The sequence below is a fragment of the Paracoccus sp. KR1-242 genome (genome assembly GCF_049446195.1).
GTDB classification, from domain to species: domain Bacteria; phylum Pseudomonadota; class Alphaproteobacteria; order Rhodobacterales; family Rhodobacteraceae; genus Paracoccus; species Paracoccus broussonetiae.
Map to the genome: position 1 here is coordinate 249,053 of NZ_JBMSED010000004.1, position 20,722 is coordinate 269,774.

Annotated in this window: 17 protein-coding genes; 3 read left to right on the forward strand and 14 right to left on the reverse strand. The window is 66.4% G+C overall.

Annotated features, from left to right (window positions below):
• Positions 1–94 precede the first annotated feature (94 nt).
• Together ACO2Q4_RS08400 and pdxY are read left to right on the forward strand one after the other, a co-directional pair.
• A complete protein-coding gene (locus ACO2Q4_RS08400) occupies positions 95–784 on the forward strand; it encodes an MOSC domain-containing protein (RefSeq protein ID WP_423318587.1) in 690 nt (229 codons plus the stop codon).
• Positions 781–1,617 (forward strand): pyridoxal kinase, encoded by an 837-nt coding sequence (gene pdxY / locus ACO2Q4_RS08405; RefSeq protein WP_423318589.1) that lies wholly within the window; start codon positions 781–783, stop codon positions 1,615–1,617. Before ACO2Q4_RS08400 ends, pdxY begins: the two co-directional genes overlap by 4 nt.
• Here pdxY and ACO2Q4_RS08410 read toward each other — a convergent pair.
• The 3 genes from ACO2Q4_RS08410 to ACO2Q4_RS08420 all read right to left on the reverse strand — a co-directional run bounded on the left by ACO2Q4_RS08410 (position 1,614) and on the right by ACO2Q4_RS08420 (position 7,074).
• A complete protein-coding gene (locus ACO2Q4_RS08410; RefSeq protein ID WP_311758517.1) occupies positions 1,614–3,923 on the reverse strand; it encodes a Tex family protein in 2,310 nt (769 codons plus the stop codon). The two genes, pdxY and ACO2Q4_RS08410, sit on opposite strands and share 4 nt — an antisense overlap.
• A gap of 92 nt (positions 3,924–4,015) precedes the next feature.
• The gene (locus ACO2Q4_RS08415; RefSeq protein WP_423318591.1) at positions 4,016–5,374 is read right to left on the reverse strand and encodes a sigma-54-dependent transcriptional regulator; all 1,359 of its coding nucleotides are present in this window, start codon (positions 5,372–5,374) and stop codon (positions 4,016–4,018) included.
• On the reverse strand, positions 5,371–7,074 hold the full coding sequence (locus tag ACO2Q4_RS08420) for a sensor histidine kinase (protein ID WP_423318593.1): 1,704 nt from the start codon (positions 7,072–7,074) through the stop codon (positions 5,371–5,373). The genes ACO2Q4_RS08415 and ACO2Q4_RS08420 overlap by 4 nt, the downstream gene beginning before the upstream one ends.
• A 203-nt stretch (positions 7,075–7,277) precedes the next feature.
• Between ACO2Q4_RS08420 and ACO2Q4_RS08425 the strand changes: the two genes are divergently transcribed.
• Positions 7,278–8,645 (forward strand): dicarboxylate/amino acid:cation symporter, encoded by a 1,368-nt coding sequence (locus ACO2Q4_RS08425; RefSeq protein WP_311758514.1) that lies wholly within the window; start codon positions 7,278–7,280, stop codon positions 8,643–8,645.
• Between the two features lie 93 nt (positions 8,646–8,738).
• On the opposite strand, the gene ACO2Q4_RS08430 is transcribed toward ACO2Q4_RS08425, so the two are convergent.
• From ACO2Q4_RS08430 to ACO2Q4_RS08480, 11 genes are all read right to left on the reverse strand, one after another.
• Positions 8,739–9,131, reverse strand: a complete 393-nt coding sequence (locus ACO2Q4_RS08430; RefSeq protein ID WP_423318596.1) for a TonB C-terminal domain-containing protein — start codon at positions 9,129–9,131, stop codon at positions 8,739–8,741.
• 111 nt (positions 9,132–9,242) lie between these two features.
• Entirely contained in the window at positions 9,243–10,784 is a 1,542-nt protein-coding gene (locus ACO2Q4_RS08435; RefSeq protein WP_423318598.1) for a UxaA family hydrolase, read from the reverse strand.
• Positions 10,785–10,801: 17 nt separating this feature from the next.
• Entirely contained in the window at positions 10,802–11,812 is a 1,011-nt protein-coding gene (locus ACO2Q4_RS08440; RefSeq protein WP_423318600.1) for a zinc-binding alcohol dehydrogenase family protein, read from the reverse strand.
• Positions 11,809–13,233, reverse strand: coding sequence for a mannitol dehydrogenase family protein (locus ACO2Q4_RS08445; protein WP_423318601.1), 1,425 nt, complete (start codon positions 13,231–13,233; stop codon positions 11,809–11,811). The genes ACO2Q4_RS08440 and ACO2Q4_RS08445 overlap by 4 nt, the downstream gene beginning before the upstream one ends.
• Complete coding sequence (uxuA, locus tag ACO2Q4_RS08450) at positions 13,230–14,429, reverse strand: mannonate dehydratase (protein ID WP_423318603.1); 1,200 nt, start codon at positions 14,427–14,429, stop codon at positions 13,230–13,232. Before uxuA ends, ACO2Q4_RS08445 begins: the two co-directional genes overlap by 4 nt.
• Positions 14,426–15,493 (reverse strand): L-idonate 5-dehydrogenase, encoded by a 1,068-nt coding sequence (locus ACO2Q4_RS08455; protein ID WP_423318605.1) that lies wholly within the window; start codon positions 15,491–15,493, stop codon positions 14,426–14,428. The genes uxuA and ACO2Q4_RS08455 overlap by 4 nt, the downstream gene beginning before the upstream one ends.
• A 108-nt stretch (positions 15,494–15,601) precedes the next feature.
• Positions 15,602–17,008, reverse strand: a complete 1,407-nt coding sequence (locus tag ACO2Q4_RS08460; protein ID WP_311758507.1) for a TRAP transporter large permease — start codon at positions 17,006–17,008, stop codon at positions 15,602–15,604.
• A 3-nt stretch (positions 17,009–17,011) separates the two neighbouring features.
• A complete protein-coding gene (locus ACO2Q4_RS08465; protein WP_311758506.1) occupies positions 17,012–17,584 on the reverse strand; it encodes a TRAP transporter small permease in 573 nt (190 codons plus the stop codon).
• A 65-nt stretch (positions 17,585–17,649) separates the two neighbouring features.
• A complete protein-coding gene (locus ACO2Q4_RS08470; protein WP_311758505.1) occupies positions 17,650–18,624 on the reverse strand; it encodes a sialic acid TRAP transporter substrate-binding protein SiaP in 975 nt (324 codons plus the stop codon).
• A 39-nt stretch (positions 18,625–18,663) separates the two neighbouring features.
• The gene (locus ACO2Q4_RS08475; RefSeq protein WP_423318609.1) at positions 18,664–19,374 is read right to left on the reverse strand and encodes a FadR/GntR family transcriptional regulator; all 711 of its coding nucleotides are present in this window, start codon (positions 19,372–19,374) and stop codon (positions 18,664–18,666) included.
• Between the two features lie 179 nt (positions 19,375–19,553).
• Positions 19,554–20,609 carry an Ldh family oxidoreductase gene (locus tag ACO2Q4_RS08480; protein ID WP_423318611.1) on the reverse strand — a complete coding sequence of 352 codons (1,056 nt, stop codon included), beginning with the start codon at positions 20,607–20,609 and terminating at the stop codon, positions 19,554–19,556.
• Positions 20,610–20,722 lie beyond the last annotated feature (113 nt).

The window sequence follows — 20,722 nt, forward strand, 5'->3', positions numbered from 1 at the left end:
CCGACGCCCGCCCGGAACGGCGAGCGTCTTTCTTTCGCGGCTTGTGGGCCGTCGCGGAACGGCTAGTCTTTACCGCCAGAATCCGGAGCCAGTCATGACCAGCATCACCCTTCTGACCGGGCGGGTCGCGCCCCTTGGCGGCCAGAGGACCAGCGCCATCGACAAGCGCCCGGTAAGCGGGCCGTGCCTGCTGGGACCGACCGGATTCGAAGACGATGAGCAGGCGGACCTGCGGGTGCATGGCGGCCCGGAAAAGGCGGTGCATCATTACCCGCGCGACCATTACGAAGCGTGGCGGGCCGATCTGGGCCTTCTGCCGCTGCTGGACGTGCCGGGGGCCTTCGGCGAGAACATCTCGACCCTCGACCTGAACGAAGCGTCCGTCGCGGTCGGCGACATCTTCCGCATGGGCAGCGCACTGGTTCAGGTCAGCCAGGGGCGGCAGCCCTGCTGGAAGTTGACCCACCGCTTCGCCATCCCCAACATGGCGCGCCGGGTGCAGGAGACCGGACGCACCGGCTGGTATTACCGCGTTCTGGAACCCGGAACCGTCGCGCCGGGCGACACCATTGTCCTTGTCGACCGGGCGGCGCCCGACTGGCCCCTGCACCGCATCTGGCATGCCTTCTATGTCGACCGCTTGAACGCCGAAGAGTTGAAGAACATCGCGGCGCTGGAGGTGCTGGCCGAGAAATGGCGACTTTACGCGCGCAACCGTCTGGAAAGCGGCCGGGTCGAGGATTGGACCCCCCGCCTGAACGGCAGCCTGGAGGGTCGCGCATGAGACCGCCTCTTGTCATCTCGATCCAAAGCCAGGTGGTCATGGGCCATGTCGGGAATTCGGCCGCCGTCTTCCCGATGCAGGCCGCCGGGCTGGAGGTCGCGCAGGTTCCCACCGTCGTCTTTTCGAATACGCCGGATTATCCCACCCTGCGCGGCCGGGCGATGCCCGCCGATTTCTTCGCCGATCTTCTGCAAGGTGTCTGGGAACGCGGTCTGCCAGCGCGCGCGTCCCATGTCGTCACCGGCTATATCGGGTCGGTCGAGGTGGCACGGCAGGTTGCGGGCTTCGTTCAGCGGGCCAAGCAGGAAAACCCGGATCTGATCTATTTTTGCGATCCGGTGATGGGGGATGATGCGCCGGGCCTGTATGTGCCCGAAACGATCGCCACCATCCTGCGTGACGAGTTGCTGCCCCTGGCCGACATCGCTTCGCCCAACCCGTTCGAGATCGCCTATCTGACCGGGCAGCCGATCACCGCACTTGCCGATCTGCCCCGCGCAGCAGCGGCGCTGGGGATGGCAGCGGGCGCGCATCTGATCGCCACCGGTTGCCACCTGACCGAGACCGCCGGTGGGATGCTGGAAAGCGTCATCCTGGGACCGTCGGGGATCAGCCGCCATCCGGTGCCGCGCCTGCCGGTGGCAATGGCGGGCACGGGTGACCTGTTCGCGGGGCTGATTATCGCGGCGCTGGCGTGCGGGCGCGCGCTGACCGATGCGGTCGAGTTCGCACAAGTCCAGACATCGCGCGCGCTGGCGCGGGCGGCCGCGCTTGGCGCGCAAGAGGTGGTGCTTTCGGACCCCGACTTCCGCGCCGCGCTGCTGACGCTTTAGGGTTTCCGCAGCGCATTCATCAGGGCCGCCCCCAATGCGCCCGGCGTTTCGGGCGCGGCGGGGCGGGCCGATTTCGGGCCGCGTACGGGCTGTTGCGGCGATTTCGGGCCGCGTTCCGCCTGGGCGTCGCGGGCGCTGGCTCCGCCATCCTTGCGCATGGTCAGGCCGATGCGCTTGCGGGGCACGTCCACCTCGGTCACGCGGACCTTCACCACGTCGCCGACCTTCACCACCTCGTTCGGGTCCTTCACGAAACGGTCGGCCAACTGGCTGATATGGACAAGCCCGTCCTGATGCACGCCGATATCGACGAAAGCGCCGAAGGCCGCGACGTTGGTCACGGTGCCTTCCAGAACCATGCCGGGCGTCAGGTCCTTGATGTCCTCGACCCCCTCGGCAAAGCTTGCTGTGACAAAGCTGGGACGTGGGTCGCGGCCGGGCTTTTCCAGCTCGGACAGGATGTCGCGGATGGTGGGAAGGCCAAAGCTGTCATCGACGAACTGTTCCGCCCGGACGCCCTTCAGCGCGGTCCCGTCACCCATGATCTGGCGAATGTCACGTCCGCAGGCGGCGACGATCCGGCGCGCGACACCGTAAGCCTCGGGGTGGACCGACGAGGCGTCAAGCGGCTCCTTCCCGTCGCGGATGCGCAGGAAGCCCGCGCATTGTTCGAACGCGCGGGGACCAAGGCCCGTCACCTTCTTCAGCGCCGCGCGCGAGGCAAAGGCCCCCTCGGCATCGCGGTGGGCGACGATGTTCTGGGCCAGCGACGGACCCAGCCCGGCGACATGCGCCAGCAGGGGAGCGGACGCCGTGTTCAGGTCGACGCCGACGGCGTTCACCGCGTCCTCGACCACGGCCTCCAACGTTTTCGTCAATTGGCGCTGGTCCACGTCGTGCTGATACTGGCCGACGCCGATCGATTCCGGCGGCACCTTGACCAGTTCGGCCAGCGGATCCTGCAACCGCCGCGCGATCGAGACGGCGCCCCGCAGCGAGACGTCAAGGTCGGGGAATTCCTTCGCCGCCAGTTCCGACGCCGAATAGACCGAGGCCCCCGCCTCGCTGACGATGACCTTGACCGGGGCCTTCACCCCCGCGGGAAGGCGCTTCAGCACGTCGACCACCATGCGTTCGGTTTCGCGGCTGGCAGTTCCGTTGCCGATGGCGATCAGTTCGATCTTGTGCCGCACGATGGCGGCGGCCAGCGCGGCTTCGGCCCCGCGCAGGTCGTTCTTGGGCTGGAAAGGGTAAAGCGTCGCGGTTTCCACGACTTTCCCGGTCGCATCGACCGCGGCAAGCTTCACCCCGGTGCGGATGCCCGGATCCAGCCCGATGGTGGGACGCGGCCCCGCGGGCGAGGCCAGCAGCAAGTCCTTGAGGTTGCGGGCAAACACACGGATGGCCTCGGCATGGGCACGGGTGCGCAATTCCGTCAGCAGGTCGACATACATCGTATTCGACAGTCTGACCCGCCAGGTCCAGCCCGCGACCTTGCGAAGCCACTGGTCGCCCGGCCCGTCGCCCAACCGGCCAAGGGCGGCGGCAACGATGCCTTCGGCGCGCGCGGTGCCGGTCTCGTCCTCGGGCGCGATCTCGATGGTCAGGACTTCTTCCTTGGCGGCGCGCAGGATCGCAAGCGCGCGGTGGCCGGGGATCGCGGACCACTTTTCCGCATGATCGAAATAATCGCTGAACTTCGCGCCGTCCTGTTCCTTGCCCGCGACGACGCGGGCGCTGATCCGGCCATCGGCCTGCATGAACTGGCGCAGGCGGCCCAGCAGATCGGCATTCTCGGACAGTTCCTCGACAAGAATGTCGCGCGCACCGTCCAGCGCGGCTTTCAGGTCGGCCACGTTCTCGGTCAGATAGCCGGCCGCCAGCGCCTCGGGGTTGGCGCCGCGATTGTCCTGGATCGCACGCAGCAGCGGCTCCAGTCCGTTTTCGCGGGCAATCATCGCCTTGGTGCGGCGCTTGGGCTTGAAGGGCAGATAGATATCCTCAAGCGTGGCCTTGGTTTCCGCCCCGGAAACGGCACGGGCCAGATCGGGCGTCATCTTGCCCTGCGCCTCGATCGATTCCAGGATCGCCTTCCGGCGCGCCTCAAGCTCGCGCAAGTAGGCCAGGCGCTCGGACAGGGTGCGCAATTGCGTGTCGTCCAGCCCGCCCGTCACTTCCTTGCGATAGCGCGCGACGAAGGGCACGGTCGCGCCGCCGTCAAGCAGCCCCGCCGCTGCCGTGACCTGCTGGGCCGAGGCATTGATTTCACTGGCAATCCTGCGCGCAATACGGTCGGTCGCGTCCATTCGCTCGGCTCCCCTTGGATCAGGGGGTGTCATACCGCGTCGGACGCCCCGGGCCAAGCCATCCGCATGGGGCAAAGGCGAAAGGCCGCCGCCTAGTCCTCGGCCGGGGCACCGGCGCGGAAATCGGCGGGCCGGATGCCGTGGCGCGTCAGCTTGTCGTAAAAGGTCTTGCGCGGCAGCCGCAGCCGGGCCAGCGCCCGGCTGGCATTGCCCTGCTCAAGCCGCAGGGCTTCGCGGATCAGGTCGGCCTCATATTCGGCCACCATTTCGGACAGGCCCCGCCCCCCGTCCTCCGGCGCAGGCTCGGCCACCCGGTCAAGCACGGTCATCCCCAGCGCGTGAGCTTCGGCAAAGCGGCGCAATTCGCGCAGGTTGCCGGGCCAGTCATGTGCGGCCAGCCGGGCAGAGACGGCTGCGGGAATGACCGGCGGCGCGATGTCCAGCCGCGTGCAGGCCTCCAGCAGGAAATGGCGGAAGAGTTCGGGGATATCCTCGCGCCGGTCGCGCAGCGGCGGCAGGGTCAGCACCACCCCTGCAAGGCGATAGTAAAGATCGCCCCGGAACCACCCCTCGCGCACCAGCGGCTGAAGATCGCGGCGGGTCGAGGCGATGATGCACAGGTCCAGCGGCCGGGGCGCGGCCGCACCCGCGGGCCAGAACTCCCCCGCCTCGATCAGCCCCATCAGGCGCGCCTGAAGACCGGGCGACAGCAGGTCGATCTCGTCCAAGTAAAGCGTGCCGCGATGCGCCTTTTCCAGCCGCCCGGCGCTGCGCGCCTGCCGACCCGAGGGGTCGAGGCCCAGAAACTCGGCCTCGAACCGGGTTTCGTCCAGCGCGGCGCAGGCGACATGCACGAAGGCGCGGGCGCGGCGGGGCCCCTGCCGGTGCAGGGCATGCGCAACGCTTTCCTTGCCCGAGCCGCCGGGACCGACCAGCAGCAGGTCGCCGCCCGCCGCCGCCAGCCTCTCGATGCTGTCACGCAGGTTCTGCATGATCGCGCTGTGGCCGATCAGCCGGGTATCCTGGGCCAACGCCTCCTGTTGCTGGCGGCGCAGCGCACGGTTCTCGATCACCAGCGCACGGGATTGGCAGGCGCGGTTCAGCGCCGCGGCCAGCTGGTCCGTACCCACCGGCTTCGACAGGAAGTCATAGGCCCCGCGCTTCAGCGCGGCGACCGCCATCGGCACGTCGGCATGGCCGGTCAGCAGGATCACCGGCAGGTCGGGGTCCAGCGCGTTCAGCCGCCCGAACAGGTCCATCCCGTCCATGCCCGGCATCCTGACATCGCTGAGCACGATCCCGGGGTAATCCGGTCCCAGCCCGATAAGCGCCTCGGCCCCCGAGCCGAACGGCTCGACCGAGAAGCCAGCCAGCTTCAGCGACTGGGACAGCGCCATCAGCAGGTCCGGGTCGTCGTCGACCAGCCGGACCGTCCGGATCGTCTGGGTCATATGGCCCCCTGAAGTTCAAGAATGAAGCAGGCTCCCTGCCCCGGTTCGAGGGGGAGCGCACGCAGGTCGCCGCCGAAATCCCGCGCGATCTCTTGCGAGATGACCAGCCCCAGCCCCAGACCGTTCGGCTTGCTGGTCGCAAAGGGCGTGAACAGGCGGGCCGCGGTTTCGGGCGTCAGGCCCGGACCGTTGTCGCGGACCGTGACACGGACGGTTTCGGCCGCCTCGACCCCGATCCGGATGCGGGGATCCTGCGTGCCAGCCAATGCCTCTTGCGCGTTCTGAAGCAGATTGACCAGAATTTGCTCCAGCCGGACCGTCTCGGCCATGACCAGCAGGCCGGGATCGACGGCGGGCATGTCCACCGGGATGCCGCGCCCCGCATGTGATGCGCCGGTCATCAGCACCGCGACCTCCAGCGCCTCGCGCAGCGAGACGGGACCGACGGTGCCGCTGGCCTTGCGGGCAAAGCCGCGCAACTGCTCGGTGATGCGTCCGATCCGCAGGGCCATGCGCTGGATGCCGGCAAGGTTTCCCGCGACCTCGGGGGCCTGCCCCTCGGGCAGCATCGCCGCCCCGTTCTCGGCCAGCAGGCGGATGGTGGCCAGCGGCTGGTTCACCTCATGCGCCACGCCCGCGGTGATCTGGCCCAGCGCGGCCAGCTTGTTGGCCTGCACCATCTCGTCCTGAAGCCGGGCCACGTGCTCTTCGGCGGCACGGCGTTCGCGCATCTCTCCGGTCAGGGCGCGTGTGCGTTCCTCGACCGCGCGTTCAAGCTCGACACGATAGCGGCGTCCAGCCTCGGCCTCGCGCGCGGCGCGACGGCGGGCGCGCATCAGGATCACGACGGGAACGGCCAGCAGCGTCAGGACGAAACCCAGCGCGCCCATCGTCAGCAGCCCGGCATAGCGCGCTGGACCCGTGGACGAGGCCATCGTCATCGTCCAGTCGATCCCCGGCACCGCCTGCGTCGTGCGGATCGCGTCCCCTTTGATCGGCATCGGGTGAAAGCGCAGCGCCGGATCGCCCGCCAGCATCACCTGCCCCGAGGGGTCGGTGACAAAGGTCTGCGCGGCATTCCCCGCCCAGTTCCGTTCCAGCGCGTCGAATTCGACCTTGACCACGACCACCCCCAGCGGCTCGGTCGCGGTGTCGGGGTGCCCGCCCGCCAGCCCGACCACGTCATGGGACAGATACAGACCGGGACGGTGGCTGACCGTGCCTTGCGCGAATTGCGTCGCCTCTCCGCGCAGCAGTGCATCGCTGAAGTAATCGCGGAAACTGTAGTCCTGCCCGACAAAGCTGGTCGCTTCGTCCCAGTTCGAGGCCGCGATGGCCACCCCGCGATGGTCCAGCAGGTAGATGACCGAGCTGTTGGTCTGGTCGCGCAGCCGGTCGAACTTCAACGAGACCGCGGCGCGGTTCCCCGGCAAGGGGTCCGCCAGGGCGTCCCGCACCAGCGCGTCATCGGCCAGCACTGTCGCGACCGCGCGCTGGCGCGACAGCACGCCTTCCAGCGCCTGCACACGGGTGCGCAGCTCGACCTCCTGCGCAAGGCGCAGATCGTTCAGCGCGTCGTGCTGGCCGATGCGAAAACCGCTCGCCAGGACGCCCGCCAGCATCAGGGCAATCAGCAGCCACAGCCAACGGGCGACGCCGCCCGGCGCTCTCGAATCAAGGGCTTTCCCGACGGACGCCATTCCGGCCACCTGACCAAGCTTGTGTGGAATTTCACACTAGCACATTTCCACTGTGCGGAAAACCACACGATATTGGCGACGCCATCCCGCCAAAACCCCATGAAATCAGCGCATTGCTGCCATGCGCCGCGAAGTTGGGCGGCGCTGAACAGAACTGTAGCATGTCCGTCACAGTCACATCATTGCAGGTTGGAGGAGGCCAAATGCAACTCGATACGTCGACGCAGCCGACCACGCACGCATCCCGACCCTTCTATCGTCATCTTTATGTCCAGGTCCTGTTCGCCATCGTCGCGGGCGCGCTGATCGGGCATTTCTATCCGGAAACCGGCGAGGCGCTGAAGCCGCTGGGCGATGGCTTCATCAAGCTGGTGAAGATGATCATCGCCCCGGTCATCTTCCTGACCATCGTGACCGGCCTTGCCGGCATGGGCTCGCTGAAGGGCGTCGGTCGCGTGGTGGGCAAGTCGTTCGCCTATTTCCTGACCTTCTCGACGCTGGCGCTGATCGTGGGTCTGGTGACCGCGAACGTGATCCATCCCGGCGCGGGCATGAACATCGACCCCGCGACGCTGGATGCCAGCAAGGTCACCACCTATGCCGCCAAGGCCCATGAAACGACGCTGACCGGCTTCGTCATGGACATCATCCCGTCGACCATGGCCTCGGCCTTCGTGGACGGCAACATCCTGCAGGTCCTGTTCATCGCGATCCTGTTCGGGATCGGCATGATCCTGGTCGGCGAAAAGGCGAAGCCCGTCGTCTCGCTCCTTGAGACGCTGAGCCAGGTGGTCTTCCGTGTCGTCGACATCCTGATGAAGGCCGCGCCGGTTGGCGCCTTCGGGGCCTTCGCCTTCACCATCGGCAAGTACGGCATCGCCTCGGTCGTGAACCTGGCGGCGCTGGTCGGAACCTTCTACCTGACCGCGGCCCTGTTCGTGATCGTGGTGTTGGGCGCGGTCGGACTTGCCAATGGCTTCTCGATCTTCCGCCTGATCGCCTATCTCAAGACCGAACTGCTGCTGGTGCTGGGCACCTCTTCCTCGGAATCGGCGCTGCCCGCGCTGATGGAGAAGATGGAAAAGGCCGGGTGTTCGCGTTCGGTCGTCGGGCTGGTCGTGCCCACGGGCTACAGCTTCAACCTGGACGGCACCAACATCTACATGACGCTGGCGGCCCTGTTCATCGCACAGGCGACGAATGCCGACCTGACGCTGTCGCAGCAGCTTCTGCTGCTGGCGGTCGCGATGCTGTCCTCGAAAGGGGCGGCGGGCGTGACCGGGGCGGGATTCATCACGCTGGCGGCGACGCTGTCGGTCGTGCCGACGGTCCCGGTCGCCGGCATGGCGCTGATCCTTGGCGTCGACCGCTTCATGTCGGAATGCCGCTCGCTGACCAACTTCATCGGCAACGCGGTCGCGACGATCGTCGTCAGCCGCTGGGAAGGCGCGCTGGACCGCGAGGCACTGGACCGTGCCCTTGCCGGCGAGGACATGGACGCCGTCCATCCCGTCACGACGCTGCGCCCCGCACCTGCCGGCCTGCGCCTGGGCGAGGCCAGCGCCGACTGATCCCGGTGCGGCCCGAACGGGCGGCTCCTCCCCGCTGCCCGACCAGAAAGCCGCGATCCGAATGGGTCGCGGCTTTGCAGTTCGGCCAGCGCGTCAGTCGAGGTTCAGCGGCAGCAAGATCGTGATCGGCTCCTGCTGCATGTCCGGGGTAAAGGTGGGCAGGCGCGGCACATCCTCGATCGCCGCCACCAGACGCTTGCGGGCCTGTTCCGAAAGCCCGGCGCTGGCCTCGATCATTTCAACATCGGCGATGCCGCCATCGGGATGCACGATGAACTGGATCTTGGCAGTCTTGTCCTTCATCGACGAGTCGCGCTGCCCCTGCGCCCAGAACCTGGCGGACGCATTGGCCTCGACGCGGCTTTGCACGGCGCGAATCCATTCCTTGCGGTTCTCGGGGGCAGGCAGGCCTGAGCCACCGGCCTGTTCGGCCAAGGCGGGGACAGCGGACAGAAGGGACAGGGCAAGGAAAGCGACGCGCAGCATGGGGTTCTCGTTGGGTGAAGGTCGGCCCCAATTTCGCGGCCAAGGCGCGGGCCTGCAACGGTCCGGAAATCGGGCCGCGCGGCTGTTGCCCCGCGGCCACCGTCTGGCGGTTCAGGTGACGACGCCGATCTGCCACGGCACGAATTCGTCCTGACCGTAGCCCAGTTCCTCGCTTTTCGACTTCTTGCCCGAGGCGCAGTCGATCATCATCTGGAAGATGGTCTCGCCCAGTTCCTCGATGGTGGCCTCGCCCTCGATGATGGTGCCGCAGTTCAGGTCCATGTCGTCTTCCTGCCGCTTCCAGGTCGCCGTATTGGTCGAGAACTTCAGCGAGGGCGCGGGCACGCAGCCAAAGGCCGAGCCGCGCCCGGTGGTGAAGCAGATCAGGTTCGCGCCCGAGGCCACCTGCCCCGTCGCGGACACCGGGTCATAGCCGGGGCTGTCCATGAAGACCATGCCATGTTCCGTAACCGGTTCGGCATATTCATAGACGCCGCGCAGGTTCGTGGTCCCGGCCTTGGCGACCGCACCCAGCGACTTTTCAAGGATCGTGGTCAGCCCGCCCGCCTTGTTCCCGGCCGAGGGGTTGTTGTTCATCTCGGCCCCGTTGCGGGAGGTATGCTCCTTCCACCAGTCGATGCGGGCGATCAGCTTTTCGCCGACCTCCTGCGTCTCGGCGCGGCGGGTCAGCAGGTGTTCGGCGCCGTAGATTTCCGGCGTCTCGCTGAGGATCGCGGTGCCGCCATGGCTGACAAGGATATCGACCGCATGACCCAGCGCCGGATTCGCCGTGATCCCCGAATAGCCGTCCGACCCGCCGCATTGCAGCCCCACGACCAGTTCGGAAACCGGGATCGGCTGGCGCGCGATGGCATTCGCATCGGCCAGCATCGCCTTGATCTGGTTCACGCCGTGTTCGATCGTCTTGGTCGTGCCGCCCTGATCCTGAATGGTGAAGGCTTTCAGCTTGGCCCCCTCGGCCAGACCACCCTGCGCCATGATCTCGGATATCTGGTTCGTCTCGCAGCCAAGGCCGATGAACAGGACGGCGGCGAAATTGGGATGGGTGGCAAAGCCCGCCAAGGTCCGGCGCACGATGCGCATGGATTCGCTTTTCGAATCCACCGCGCAGCCGATGCCGTGAGTCAGCGCGACGACCCCGTCGACATTCGGGAAATCTGCCAGCGCCTCGGGGCGGATGTCGCGGCGGAAATGATCCGCGATCGAACGCACAACGCGGGCCGAACAGTTCACCGACGAGATGATGCCGATATAGTTCCGCGTCGCCACGCGCCCGTCGGGGCGGCGATAGCCCATGAAGCTCGCGGGCTCGGCCACCATCGCGACATTGCGGGCATCCGCGCCGATGGCATGGTCCATCTGCACATCGGTCATGGCAAGGTTATGGACATGGATATGGCTGCCCGCCGGGATCGCGACCGAGGCGAGGCCGATAATCTGGTTGTAGCGCCGCACCGCCTCGCCCGCCGCAATGTCACGCGTCGCGATCTTGTGGCCCGGAGGGATGTCGCCAAGCGTGGTGATCCCCTCCTCGGACAGGACCGTGCCTGCCGGGATGGGTTGCGTGGCGATGATGACATCGTCCTCGGGCCGCAGGCGGATGATGGCTGGCACAGTCTTGGGCGCGCTCATGGCTTCGTTCCGTTCCTTCAAAGATCGAGAATGGCCTTGATCACGCCCGCCTCGGGGCGCGACCAGTCCTGAAATAGGTGCACCCCGTCCGACAGGGAACCCCGATGTGTGTTCAGCGCGCGGGTCGGCACGCGGCCCGCCCGCATCTGGGCCACGACCTCGGCGAAATCGTCGGGCTGGGCGTTGCGGCTGGCGATCAGCGTCGCCTCGCGCTTGTGGAATTCCGGGTCGGCAAAGGTGATGTCCTGACGCACCACCGACAGCAGCACATAGCGCGCACCATGGGCGAGGAAGCCGAAGCCGCGCTCGATGGGCGGCGCGGCCCCGGTCGCGTCGATCACCACGTCGAACCAGTCGCCGCCGGTCAGGCGGGCGGCATTGGCCTCGGCATCCTTGTCGGCAAAGATCACGGCGTCGGCGCCAAGCCCGCTCTGGGCAAAGGCCAGCCGGTCCTCGCGCGTGTCCATGACGGTGACGTGTGCGCCGCGTGCCTTGGCGAAGATGATCGCGGACATGCCAATCGGTCCCGATCCGGTGACAAGCACCCGGTCGCGGGCGGTGATGTTTCCGCGCTTCACGCCATGCGCGCCAATGGCGAGGAACTCGATCATCGCCGCATCCTCAAGCGGGATGCCCTCCGCCGGAATGACGTTCTGCGCCGGAACCGAGATCAGCTCGGCCATGCCGCCATCGGTATGAACGCCCAGCACCTTGATGTTGCAGCAGGCATTGGTCAGCCCGATACGGCAGGCTTGGCACGAGCCGCAGGACAGATAGGGCACGATATAGACCGGATCGCCCGCGCTCAGGTGGCTTCCCTCGGGGGCTTCCTCGACCGTGCCGGAAAGCTCGTGGCCCATGACGCGGGGATATTCCAGGAACGGGTGCTTGCCGCCGAAGATGTGGAAATCGGTGCCGCAGATGCCGACATGGCGGACGCGGACCAGCACTTCACCCTGCCCCCGGACGGGTTCGGGGCGCGAGATCAGGGCGAGTAGCCCCGGTTCCTCGCAGATCAGCGCCTTCATGACGCGCTCCTTTCGGTCAGATGGGAAAATTCGGCCACGGCTGCGGTGACAGCACGGTGCCATTCCGCGCTTTCCGCCAGCGCCTGCGGCAGCAGGCCGGGCAGGTCGAGGAAGGCACGCGCGGGATTTTCCCCGGCCTCGGCTGCCGCCAGCAGTTCGGCGCGGCGCGGATCGTCCGCCTCGTGCCGCTTCATGATCGCCGCGATCCACGCGCCCATGACTCGGGCAAAGGGGGTGATGTCCTGCCCCGCCGCCAGCGCGTCAGTGGCGGGCGAGAAGATGCGCTGCGGCAGCTTCTGCGTCGAATCCATCGCGATCTGGATATTGCGGTGGGCGATGGCGGGATTGGCAAAGCGCAGGATCAGGTCGTCGGCATAGCGGTCAAGGTCTATCCCCGGCACCGGGTCCAGCGTCGCCCGCGCCGCCAGCATATGCGCGCGGACCTGCGCGACCAGCGCGGGCACCGCCATGACGTCGCGGACATGCTCCAACCCGCTCAGGATGCCCAGATGCGCGACAAGCGTATGGGTGCCGTTCAGCATCCGCAGCTTCATGTTCTCATAGGGCTCGACATCCGCCACCATGACCGCCCCCGCCTTCTCCCATGCCGGGCGACCCTGCGGAAATTCGTCCTCGATCACCCATTGGATGAAAGGCTCGGTTTCGATCGCAAGCACGTCCTTAACCCCGCCCAGCAGAGCCGCCGCACGGGCGCGGGTGGCATCGGTCGCGGCCGGAACGATGCGGTCGACCATGCTTGACGGAAAGGCGACCTCGGCCGCGATCCAGTCGGCAAGCCCGGGATCGGTCAGCGCGGCATATTCGGTGACCAGACGCCGCAACACCCGCCCGTTCGAGGGCAGGTTGTCACAGGACAGCACGGTGAAAGGCGCGACATCCGCCGCACGCCTCAGCCGCAGCCCCTCGACCAGCAATCCGACCGCGCCGCCGGGATGGCTTGGGTCGGCAAGGTCGGCCGCGATCGAGGGATGGTTCCGATCCAGCCCGCCGGTGGCGGGATCGACGCCGTAGGCCTTTTCGGTCACCGTCAGCGTCACGATGCGGATCGCCGGATCGGCCAGCCGCGCCAGCACCTCGGCCCCGTCCTCGGCGGCGCAGAGCCAATCCTCGGTCACGCCGATCACCTCGGCACTGTCGCCATCGGGACCACGGGTGATGATGGTGTAAAGCCCGTCCTGCGCCTCAAGATCGCGGATCGGACCGGCAGAGCGCAGGTTGACCGCGACGATGCCCCAGGCGTCGGGGTCGGCATTCAGCGCGCGCTGGGTAAAGACCGCCTGATGCGCGCGATGAAACGCGCCAAAGCCCAGATGGACGATGCCCGGCAGCAGGGTCGCGCGGTCGAATTCCGGCACGTGAACGGCTTCAGGCAGCACGGATTGCGAGGAAAGCCGGCTCATGCAAAGGCCCCCAGACGCGGATGCGACAACGCCCGCTCGATCCCACGCAGTTCCGCCAGCCCCTTGAGGCGGCCGATGGCGGGATAGCCGGGCTGCGCGCCGCGATTGAGGTCGTCGAGGATTTCCTGACCGTGATCGGGGCGGATCGGAATCTGGTGATCCTCGCGGCCCTCGTCCCGACGGCGCTTCTCCTCGGCCAGCAGCGCGGCGATGACCTCGACCATGTCGGTGCCGCCTTCCAGATGCTCGTCCTCGAAGAACGAACAGGGGATGCTCTCCGCCTCGCGCGTAACATTCCTCAGATGGACGAAATGGATGCGGTCGGCGAACTCGCGGGCGATCTGCGGCAGGTCGTTGTCAGGACGTGCGCCCAGCGAGCCCGAGCACAGCGTCACCCCGTTCGCGCGGGCGTCGACCTGCGAAAGCATGTGGGCATAGTCGTCGCGGGTCGACAGGATGCGCGGCAGGCCCAGAAGCGGCCATGGCGGATCGTCGGGATGGGCACAGATGTTGATGCCGACTTCTTCGGCCACGGGCACCACCTGCGACAGGAAATCGACCAGATTGGCGCGCAGCCGGGTCGCATCGATCCCCTGATAGGTCCGCAGCTTTTCCAGAAGCTGCTCCAGCGTATAGCCGTCCGCCGAACCGGGCAGCCCGGCCCCGATATTGCGGCCAAGCGCTGCGACGCGCTCATCCGGCATGGCGGCAAAACGGCGCGCGGCTTCGTCAGCCATAGCCTCGGGATAGTCGGCCACGGCGCCGGGGCGCTTCAGGATATGAATGTCGAAGGCCACGAAATCCGGCAGGTCGAAGCGCATGGCGCGGGCGTGCTGATGCGTCTCCCAGCGCAGGTCGGTGCGGGTCCAGTCCAGCACCGGCATGAAATTGTAGCAGACCGTGCGGATGCCGCATTGCGACAGGCGGCGCAGGCTGTCCTGCCAATTGGCGACATGGGCGCGCCAGTCGCCGGTCTGGGTCTTGATGTCCTCGGACACCGGGACGCTTTCGACCACGTCCCATGTCAGCCCGCCCGCGCGCACCTCCTCCTGTCGCTGGCGGATGCCATCGACGGTCCATGCCTCGCCGGTCGGGACGTGATGCAGCGCGCTGACGATGCCATGCGCGCCCGCCTGCAAGGCGTCGCGGACGCTTACCTTGTCGACGGGACCGAACCAGCGCCACGTGTATTTCATTTCACTTGCTCCTGATGGGCAAAGGTCAGTTGCACCTTGCAGGCAATGCTGCGGTCCGAAGCCAGCTCGAACGCCTCGCGCGCGCGTTCCAGCGGCAGGCTGTGGCTGATGATCGGGCGCAGGTCGATGGCACGGCTACCGATCAGGCGGACGGCCTCGGCGAATTCGGCATGGAAGCGCTGCGAGCCGCGCCAGGTGATCTCCTTGCCGACCAGCGCGTTCAGCGGAATGGTCATGTCACCGGTGACACCCACCTGGATCACGGTGCCGCGCGGACGAATGGCGGCGAAGGCGGTGCGCAGGGCGGGACCGGCGGCCGAGCAGTCGAAGATCAGGTCGATCTGGCCCTTGTCCTTCTGCAGCGGCTCCAGCGCCCCCGCGTCGGTCGCGACATTGATCGTCATCGCCGCCCCCATCGCCCGGGCGCGGTCCAGCGCGGCATCGGTCAGGTCGGTGACGATGACCTCGCCCGCGCAGGCATGGCGCAGCGCCGCAAGGACCAGCAGCCCGATCGGCCCGGCCCCCGTGACCATGACCCGCAGTCCGGACAGATCGCCCAACAGGTCGCGCGCTTGCGCCACCGCGTGCAGGCAAACGGCCAGCGGCTCGGAACAGGCGGCCTCGCCCTCGGTGATGCCTTCGGGAAAGGCATGGACCTGCCGCGCGGGGACGGTGAACAGGTCGCGGAACATGCCCTGCTCATGGGGCAGCCGCATGGCGCTGCCGATGAAATGCATGTACAGGCAATGGACCGGCATGTCCCGGAGACAATATTCGCAGGTGCCGCAGGGCTGGGACGGGCTGACCGCAACCAGCGTGCCGGGCGCCAGATCGACCCCTTCGCCCGCCTCCAGCACCCGCCCCGAAGCTTCGTGCCCCGAGATGATCGGCTCGCGCACGCGGACCGGGCCGAAGCCGCCGTCGTGATAATAATGCAGGTCCGATCCGCAGATTCCGCCCGCCGCCATGGCAAGAAGAACCTCGCCGGGGCCGGGGCGGCCAACCTCCTGCTCCTCGACCCTTAGGTCATGGGCACCGTAAAGGCGTGCAACCCTTGTGCGCATCGTTCAGCCTTTCACCGTTTCATAAATACCCATGCGACACCGGCCAGGGTCCGCATGGGTGCCAGTTCAAGCGATGCCCGCGCGACCCAGCGGCCACGCGGGCATGGTTCAGCGGATCAGGCCCAGCTGCGTCGGCAGCCACAACGTCAGTTGCGGGATGAAGGTGATCAGCAGCAAGGCCACGAACAGCGGGATCATCCAGGGCAGGATGGCCAGCGCCGTCCGCTCGACCGACATCTTCGATATTCGCGACAGCACGAACAGCACCATCCCGACCGGTGGCGTCAGCAGCCCGATCATCAGGTTCAGCGTCACGATCAGCCCCAGATGCACCGGGTCGATGCCATAGCGCGCGGCGACCGGCATCAGGATCGGGACCAGGATCGAGATCGCGGCAATGGTGTCAAGGAATGCGCCCACGATCAGCAACAGGATGTTGACGATGATCAGGAACGTCCACCAGTTGTCCGTCAGCGCGAACATGAAGTCGGCAAAGACGGTCGCGGCCTGCGAAACCGTCAGCAGCCACGCAAAGATCGAGGCCGCGGTGACGATGAACAGGACCGAGGCCGTCGTCTCGATCGTGTCGAAGCTGGCCTTGGCGAGGCTGCGGAAGGTCATGGTGCGATAGCGCACAAGGCCCAGGAACAGCGACCAGATCACGGCGGCGACGGCGGCCTCGGTCGGCGTGAACCAACCCATGGTCATGCCGCCGATCAGCAGCACCGGCGCCATCAGCGCCATCACCGCGTGCCAGTCGAAATACCAGTCGAGCGCGATCAGCGCGGTCAGCCCGATCAGCACGGCGATGTTGACCGAAAGCCCCGCCATGACCATCAGATAGACGACCAGCGGGAAGCTGAGGACGATCAGGACCTCAAGCGATGCGCCCAGAAGCTGTTTCAGCTGGAACGGCGTGTCCGAGCCCCAGCCCTTGCGGCGGGCAAAGACATAGACCGTCAGCATCATCAGCAAGGTCATGACGATCCCGGGAAGGATGCCGGCCATGAAAAGCGCGCCGATCGAGGCGTTTGCCATCATCCCGTAGATGACGAAGGGCAACGACGGCGGAAAGATCGGCCCCAGCGTCGCCGAGGCGGCGGTGACGCCGACCGCGGCCTCGACCGGATAGCCGTGGTCCTTCATCGCCTTGATCTCGATGGTGCCGATCCCGGCGGCGTCGGCCAGCGCGGTGCCCGACATGCCCGAGAACACGACCGAGCCGATGATGTTCACCTGCGCAAGCCCGCCCTTCATCCATCCGACCAGCGACAGGGCGAAGTGATAGATGCGGCCGGTGACGCCCGCGATGTTCATCAGGTTGCCCGCAAGGATGAAGAAGGGGACGGCGATCAGCGGAAAGCTTTCGACGCCTGCGATCATGCGCTGCGCGGCGATGATGTCGGGGGCGACGTTGTAGACCCCGATATAGGCCAGCGACGCCACCGCCATCGCGATCGCGACCGGCACGCCGATGATCATCAGAAGAAGGAATGATCCGATAAGCAGGAGCATGGTTCAGATTCCCGTGAAGCCGGACTCGGCCGCTTCTTCGCGGACGGTCTTGGGTCTGGTCAGGTCGCGCACGAAGTTCTGCACCGCGCGCAGCAGCATCAGGACGAAGGCGATGAAGACGGTGTAGAAGACGAAGCCGCGCGGCAAGTCGACGGTGACCATGCGCTCGGTGCCGACGACCTCGATGTAGCGCCACATCAGCCAGGACATGTAGCCGAAGAAGCCGATGCCGATGACGTCCACCATGACCTGCAGCACTCGTCCGACACGCTGCGGAAGAATGTTGTAGAGCAGGTCGACGATGATATGCCGGCCCAGGCGAACGCACATGATCGCGCCAAGGAAGACGATGATGACGAGGCAGTTCGCCGCGATCTCCTCGGTCCATGCGAGACTGTTGTTCAGTGCGTAGCGGGTAAAGAATTGCAGGAAGACGCAGCCCCCCATCGCCCAGAACACCGCAAGCGTGATCCAGTCCTCGACGGAATAGGGGGAAAGATCGACGGGGCCGCTTTCGTCCTCGAAGGCATGCGCCATCTCTTCCACGCTGGTCAGCGTGTGATCTTGCTCGGCCATGTCATAGGCTCCGAAACTGGTGGGGGATGGCCCCGGCGCAGAGTGTCGCCGGGGCGCGGGGACGATTACTGGACGGCGCGGATCGCGTCGTAATCGGCCTGGACATAGCCGAAGGATTCGACCGGCTGGTTCTCAAGCACGGTCTTTTCGAAATCGGCCTTGTCGACCTCGGTCACGGTCAGGCCGTCAGCCTTGAACTTCTCGACCAGTGCGGCCTCGCGCTCTTCGACGATCTTGGTGGCGCGCTCGGAAGCCTCCATCATCACGTCAGAGAAGATCTTCTTGTCTTCGTCCGACAGGCTCGACCACAGCTGTTTCGAGATCACGGTGTTCAGGTGGTCGACGATATGGCCGGTCAGGGCGATGTTCTTCTGGACCTCGTAGAACTTCTTGGCCTCGATGGTGGTCAGGGGGTTTTCCTGGGCCTCGACGGTGCCGTTCTGCAGCGCAAGATAGACCTCGGCAAAGGCGATGGGCGTGGTATTCGCCCCGCAGGCGCGCGGCATCGCCAGATAGGCGGGCACGTCCGGCACGCGGATTTTCACCCCGTTCATGTCGGCGCAGGTCTTGATTTCCTTGTTCGCCGTGGTGTGGCGGGTGCCGTAATAGGTGACTGCGGCAATGTGGTTGCCGGTCGCGTCCTCATAGCCCTGCGCAAGCTTCTTGAAGACATCGCTTTTCGTATAGGCGATCAGGTGCGCCGGATCGCGGAAGATATAGGGGTAATAGGTCACGCCGATCGGCTTGTAGTCGCGCGCTGCGAAGCTTGAGCCCGAGATGATGATGTCGACCGTGCCCAGCTTCAGGCCCTGGTTGATGTCGGCTTCCTTGCCCAGCTGCGACGCCGGGAAGACGTCGATCTTGTAGCGGCCGTCGGTGCGCTTGGCGATTTCCTCGGCCGCCCAGACGGATTCGGTGTGGAACGGCTCGGACGTCTCGTAGACATGCGCCCATTTCAGCGTGGTCTGCGCATGTGCGGCGATGGTGCTGGCCATCATCATGGCGGCAGCGCCCATCAGGCCCTTGATCGTGAACTTCATGCATATCCTCCCAGTAGCGTTGAGTTCAGGGTCTTGTGGTCAGGCTCCCAGGGTACCCTCGACCAGGAAGCTTTCGGTAAATCTTCGTTGCGATTCCGTCAGGTGATGACGCATCGCCTCGCGCGCGGCGGGGGCATCGCCATCGGCGATGGCATCGCGGATCGCGCCATGTTCTGCCAAAGCCAGCCGCCAGGTGCGCGGCCCCTCGAACCGGGTCGAGAACTGCACGAAAAAGGGCGACAGCCGCTTTTCATAGATCTCGGCGGTGAAGTTCGACAGCACGCCGTTGCCCACCCCGCCCGCGACGGCGATGTGGAACTGCCCGTCCAGCACGATCGCGCGCCCGCGGTCGTCCAGCGCCTGCCCCATCTCGTGCAGGTTGTCGTCCAGCCGCTGAAGCAAGGCGGGGGTGACATGGCGCGCGGCCTCTTCGGCGATGGCGCTTTCGATGATGGCGCGGGCCTGCAGGATCTCCAGCGGACCTTCGCTGTCCAGCCCGATCCCGCCGCTTTCGGGCAGGAGGCTGGCGCCGACATAGATGCCCGATCCCATGCGGATATCGACGCACCCTTCAACCTCCAGCGCGATCAGCGCCTCGCGAAGCGACGGGCGCGACACGCTGAGCAGCTCGGCCAGATCACGTTCCGAGGGCAGCCGCGCCCCCGGCGCGAGCCCCTGCGTCGCGATCAGCGACAGGATCTGGTCGGCCACCTGCCGGTATTGCCGGCGGGGCTTGGCGTCGTGGTGCATCTGTCCTCCGGAACCTGCGCCACCTCCACATGGCGCGGGGTCAAACTGGTTTGACCAATTCGAGATTAGGAATCCGAAATGCGTCCGGTCAAGAAAAATTTGCAGCGCAGCGGACGGGTTTTGCTTGATTTCCCCCTGCCCCGGCGAATTTCGCAAATCGAGACAGGGAGATAAAGCGGTCAGGCCAATGGCGCGATCCCTAGGCTTGCCGACAGCGACGCGAACTCGGTCGCGGTCGTCGGGTCCAGAATCACCCCCTGAACCTCGCGCTGGCGGGCAACCTGCCATTCGCGGTCCCCCGGCGCCATGACGCGGCAATCCTCGCGCGCGGGGGAATTGCGCAGGGTGTCGACATAGCGCCGCATCCCCGCATCGAACTGGGCGCGATCCAGAAACGCATCCGGGTTCAGCGCCAGCACAAAGGCCCCCATCCGGCGCGGGGTCGAGAAATCCGGCCCGTCCATATGCGGAATGTCGAAGCTGAGCGTCATGCCGGTCAGGACCGCGCTGAAGATCTCGGCCACGCCTGCCAGTGCTGCCCCCTTGAAGCCAAACTCACCCCCCAGCGGGGCCAGCATCTCGGTCTTTTCGGGGTCCATGGTGTTCACGCCGGCCTCGTCCGAGGCGACGCCGACCGGCAATTCGACACCAAGGCTGCGATACAACAGCACCCGGTTATAGGGGATCGCGCTGGTCGCCATGTCCAGGAACCACGGGTCCTCCCCCTGAACCGGCACCGCAACCGAGATGGGGTTGGTGCCGTGAAACCGCATCGCTCCGTCATGCAGACGCACGAAACTGTCGGAATTGCAAAAGCTTATGCCAATCAACCCCTGTTGTGCCGCTGCCAGGGAATAGGCCCCTGCGGGCCCGAAATGCGAGTTGTTGCGGATTGCGACCGCGCCGATGCCGAACTGGCGCGCCAGCTCGCACGCGCGTTCCATCCCGCGATAGGCGCCAAGCGCGCCCTGCGCGTGATCGGCGTCCAGCACCTCGATCGCGCCCATGCCGCCGACCTTCCTGACCTGCGGCCGGGGGTTCAGGCGGCCTCCTTGCAGCACCTTCAGGTAATGCGGCAGCAGGCGCACGCCGTGGCTGTCGACGCCGAAACGTGTGCCATGCATCATCGAACGTGTCGCCGCATCCGCCGTCGCCTCGTCCGCGCCCACGGCCAGAAAGGCCGCGCGACAGAAACGGTCCAGCTCGGCCAGCGCAATATGGCGGTCCTGGGTCATCCGATCTCCTCCCCCTCGAAATGTCTGTTGCGCACACTAGACACGATGGCGGGGCCCGCACAATGGTCCGCCGCACCCCAAGATTGCCAATGCCGCCCGACAGGGCCATCCTG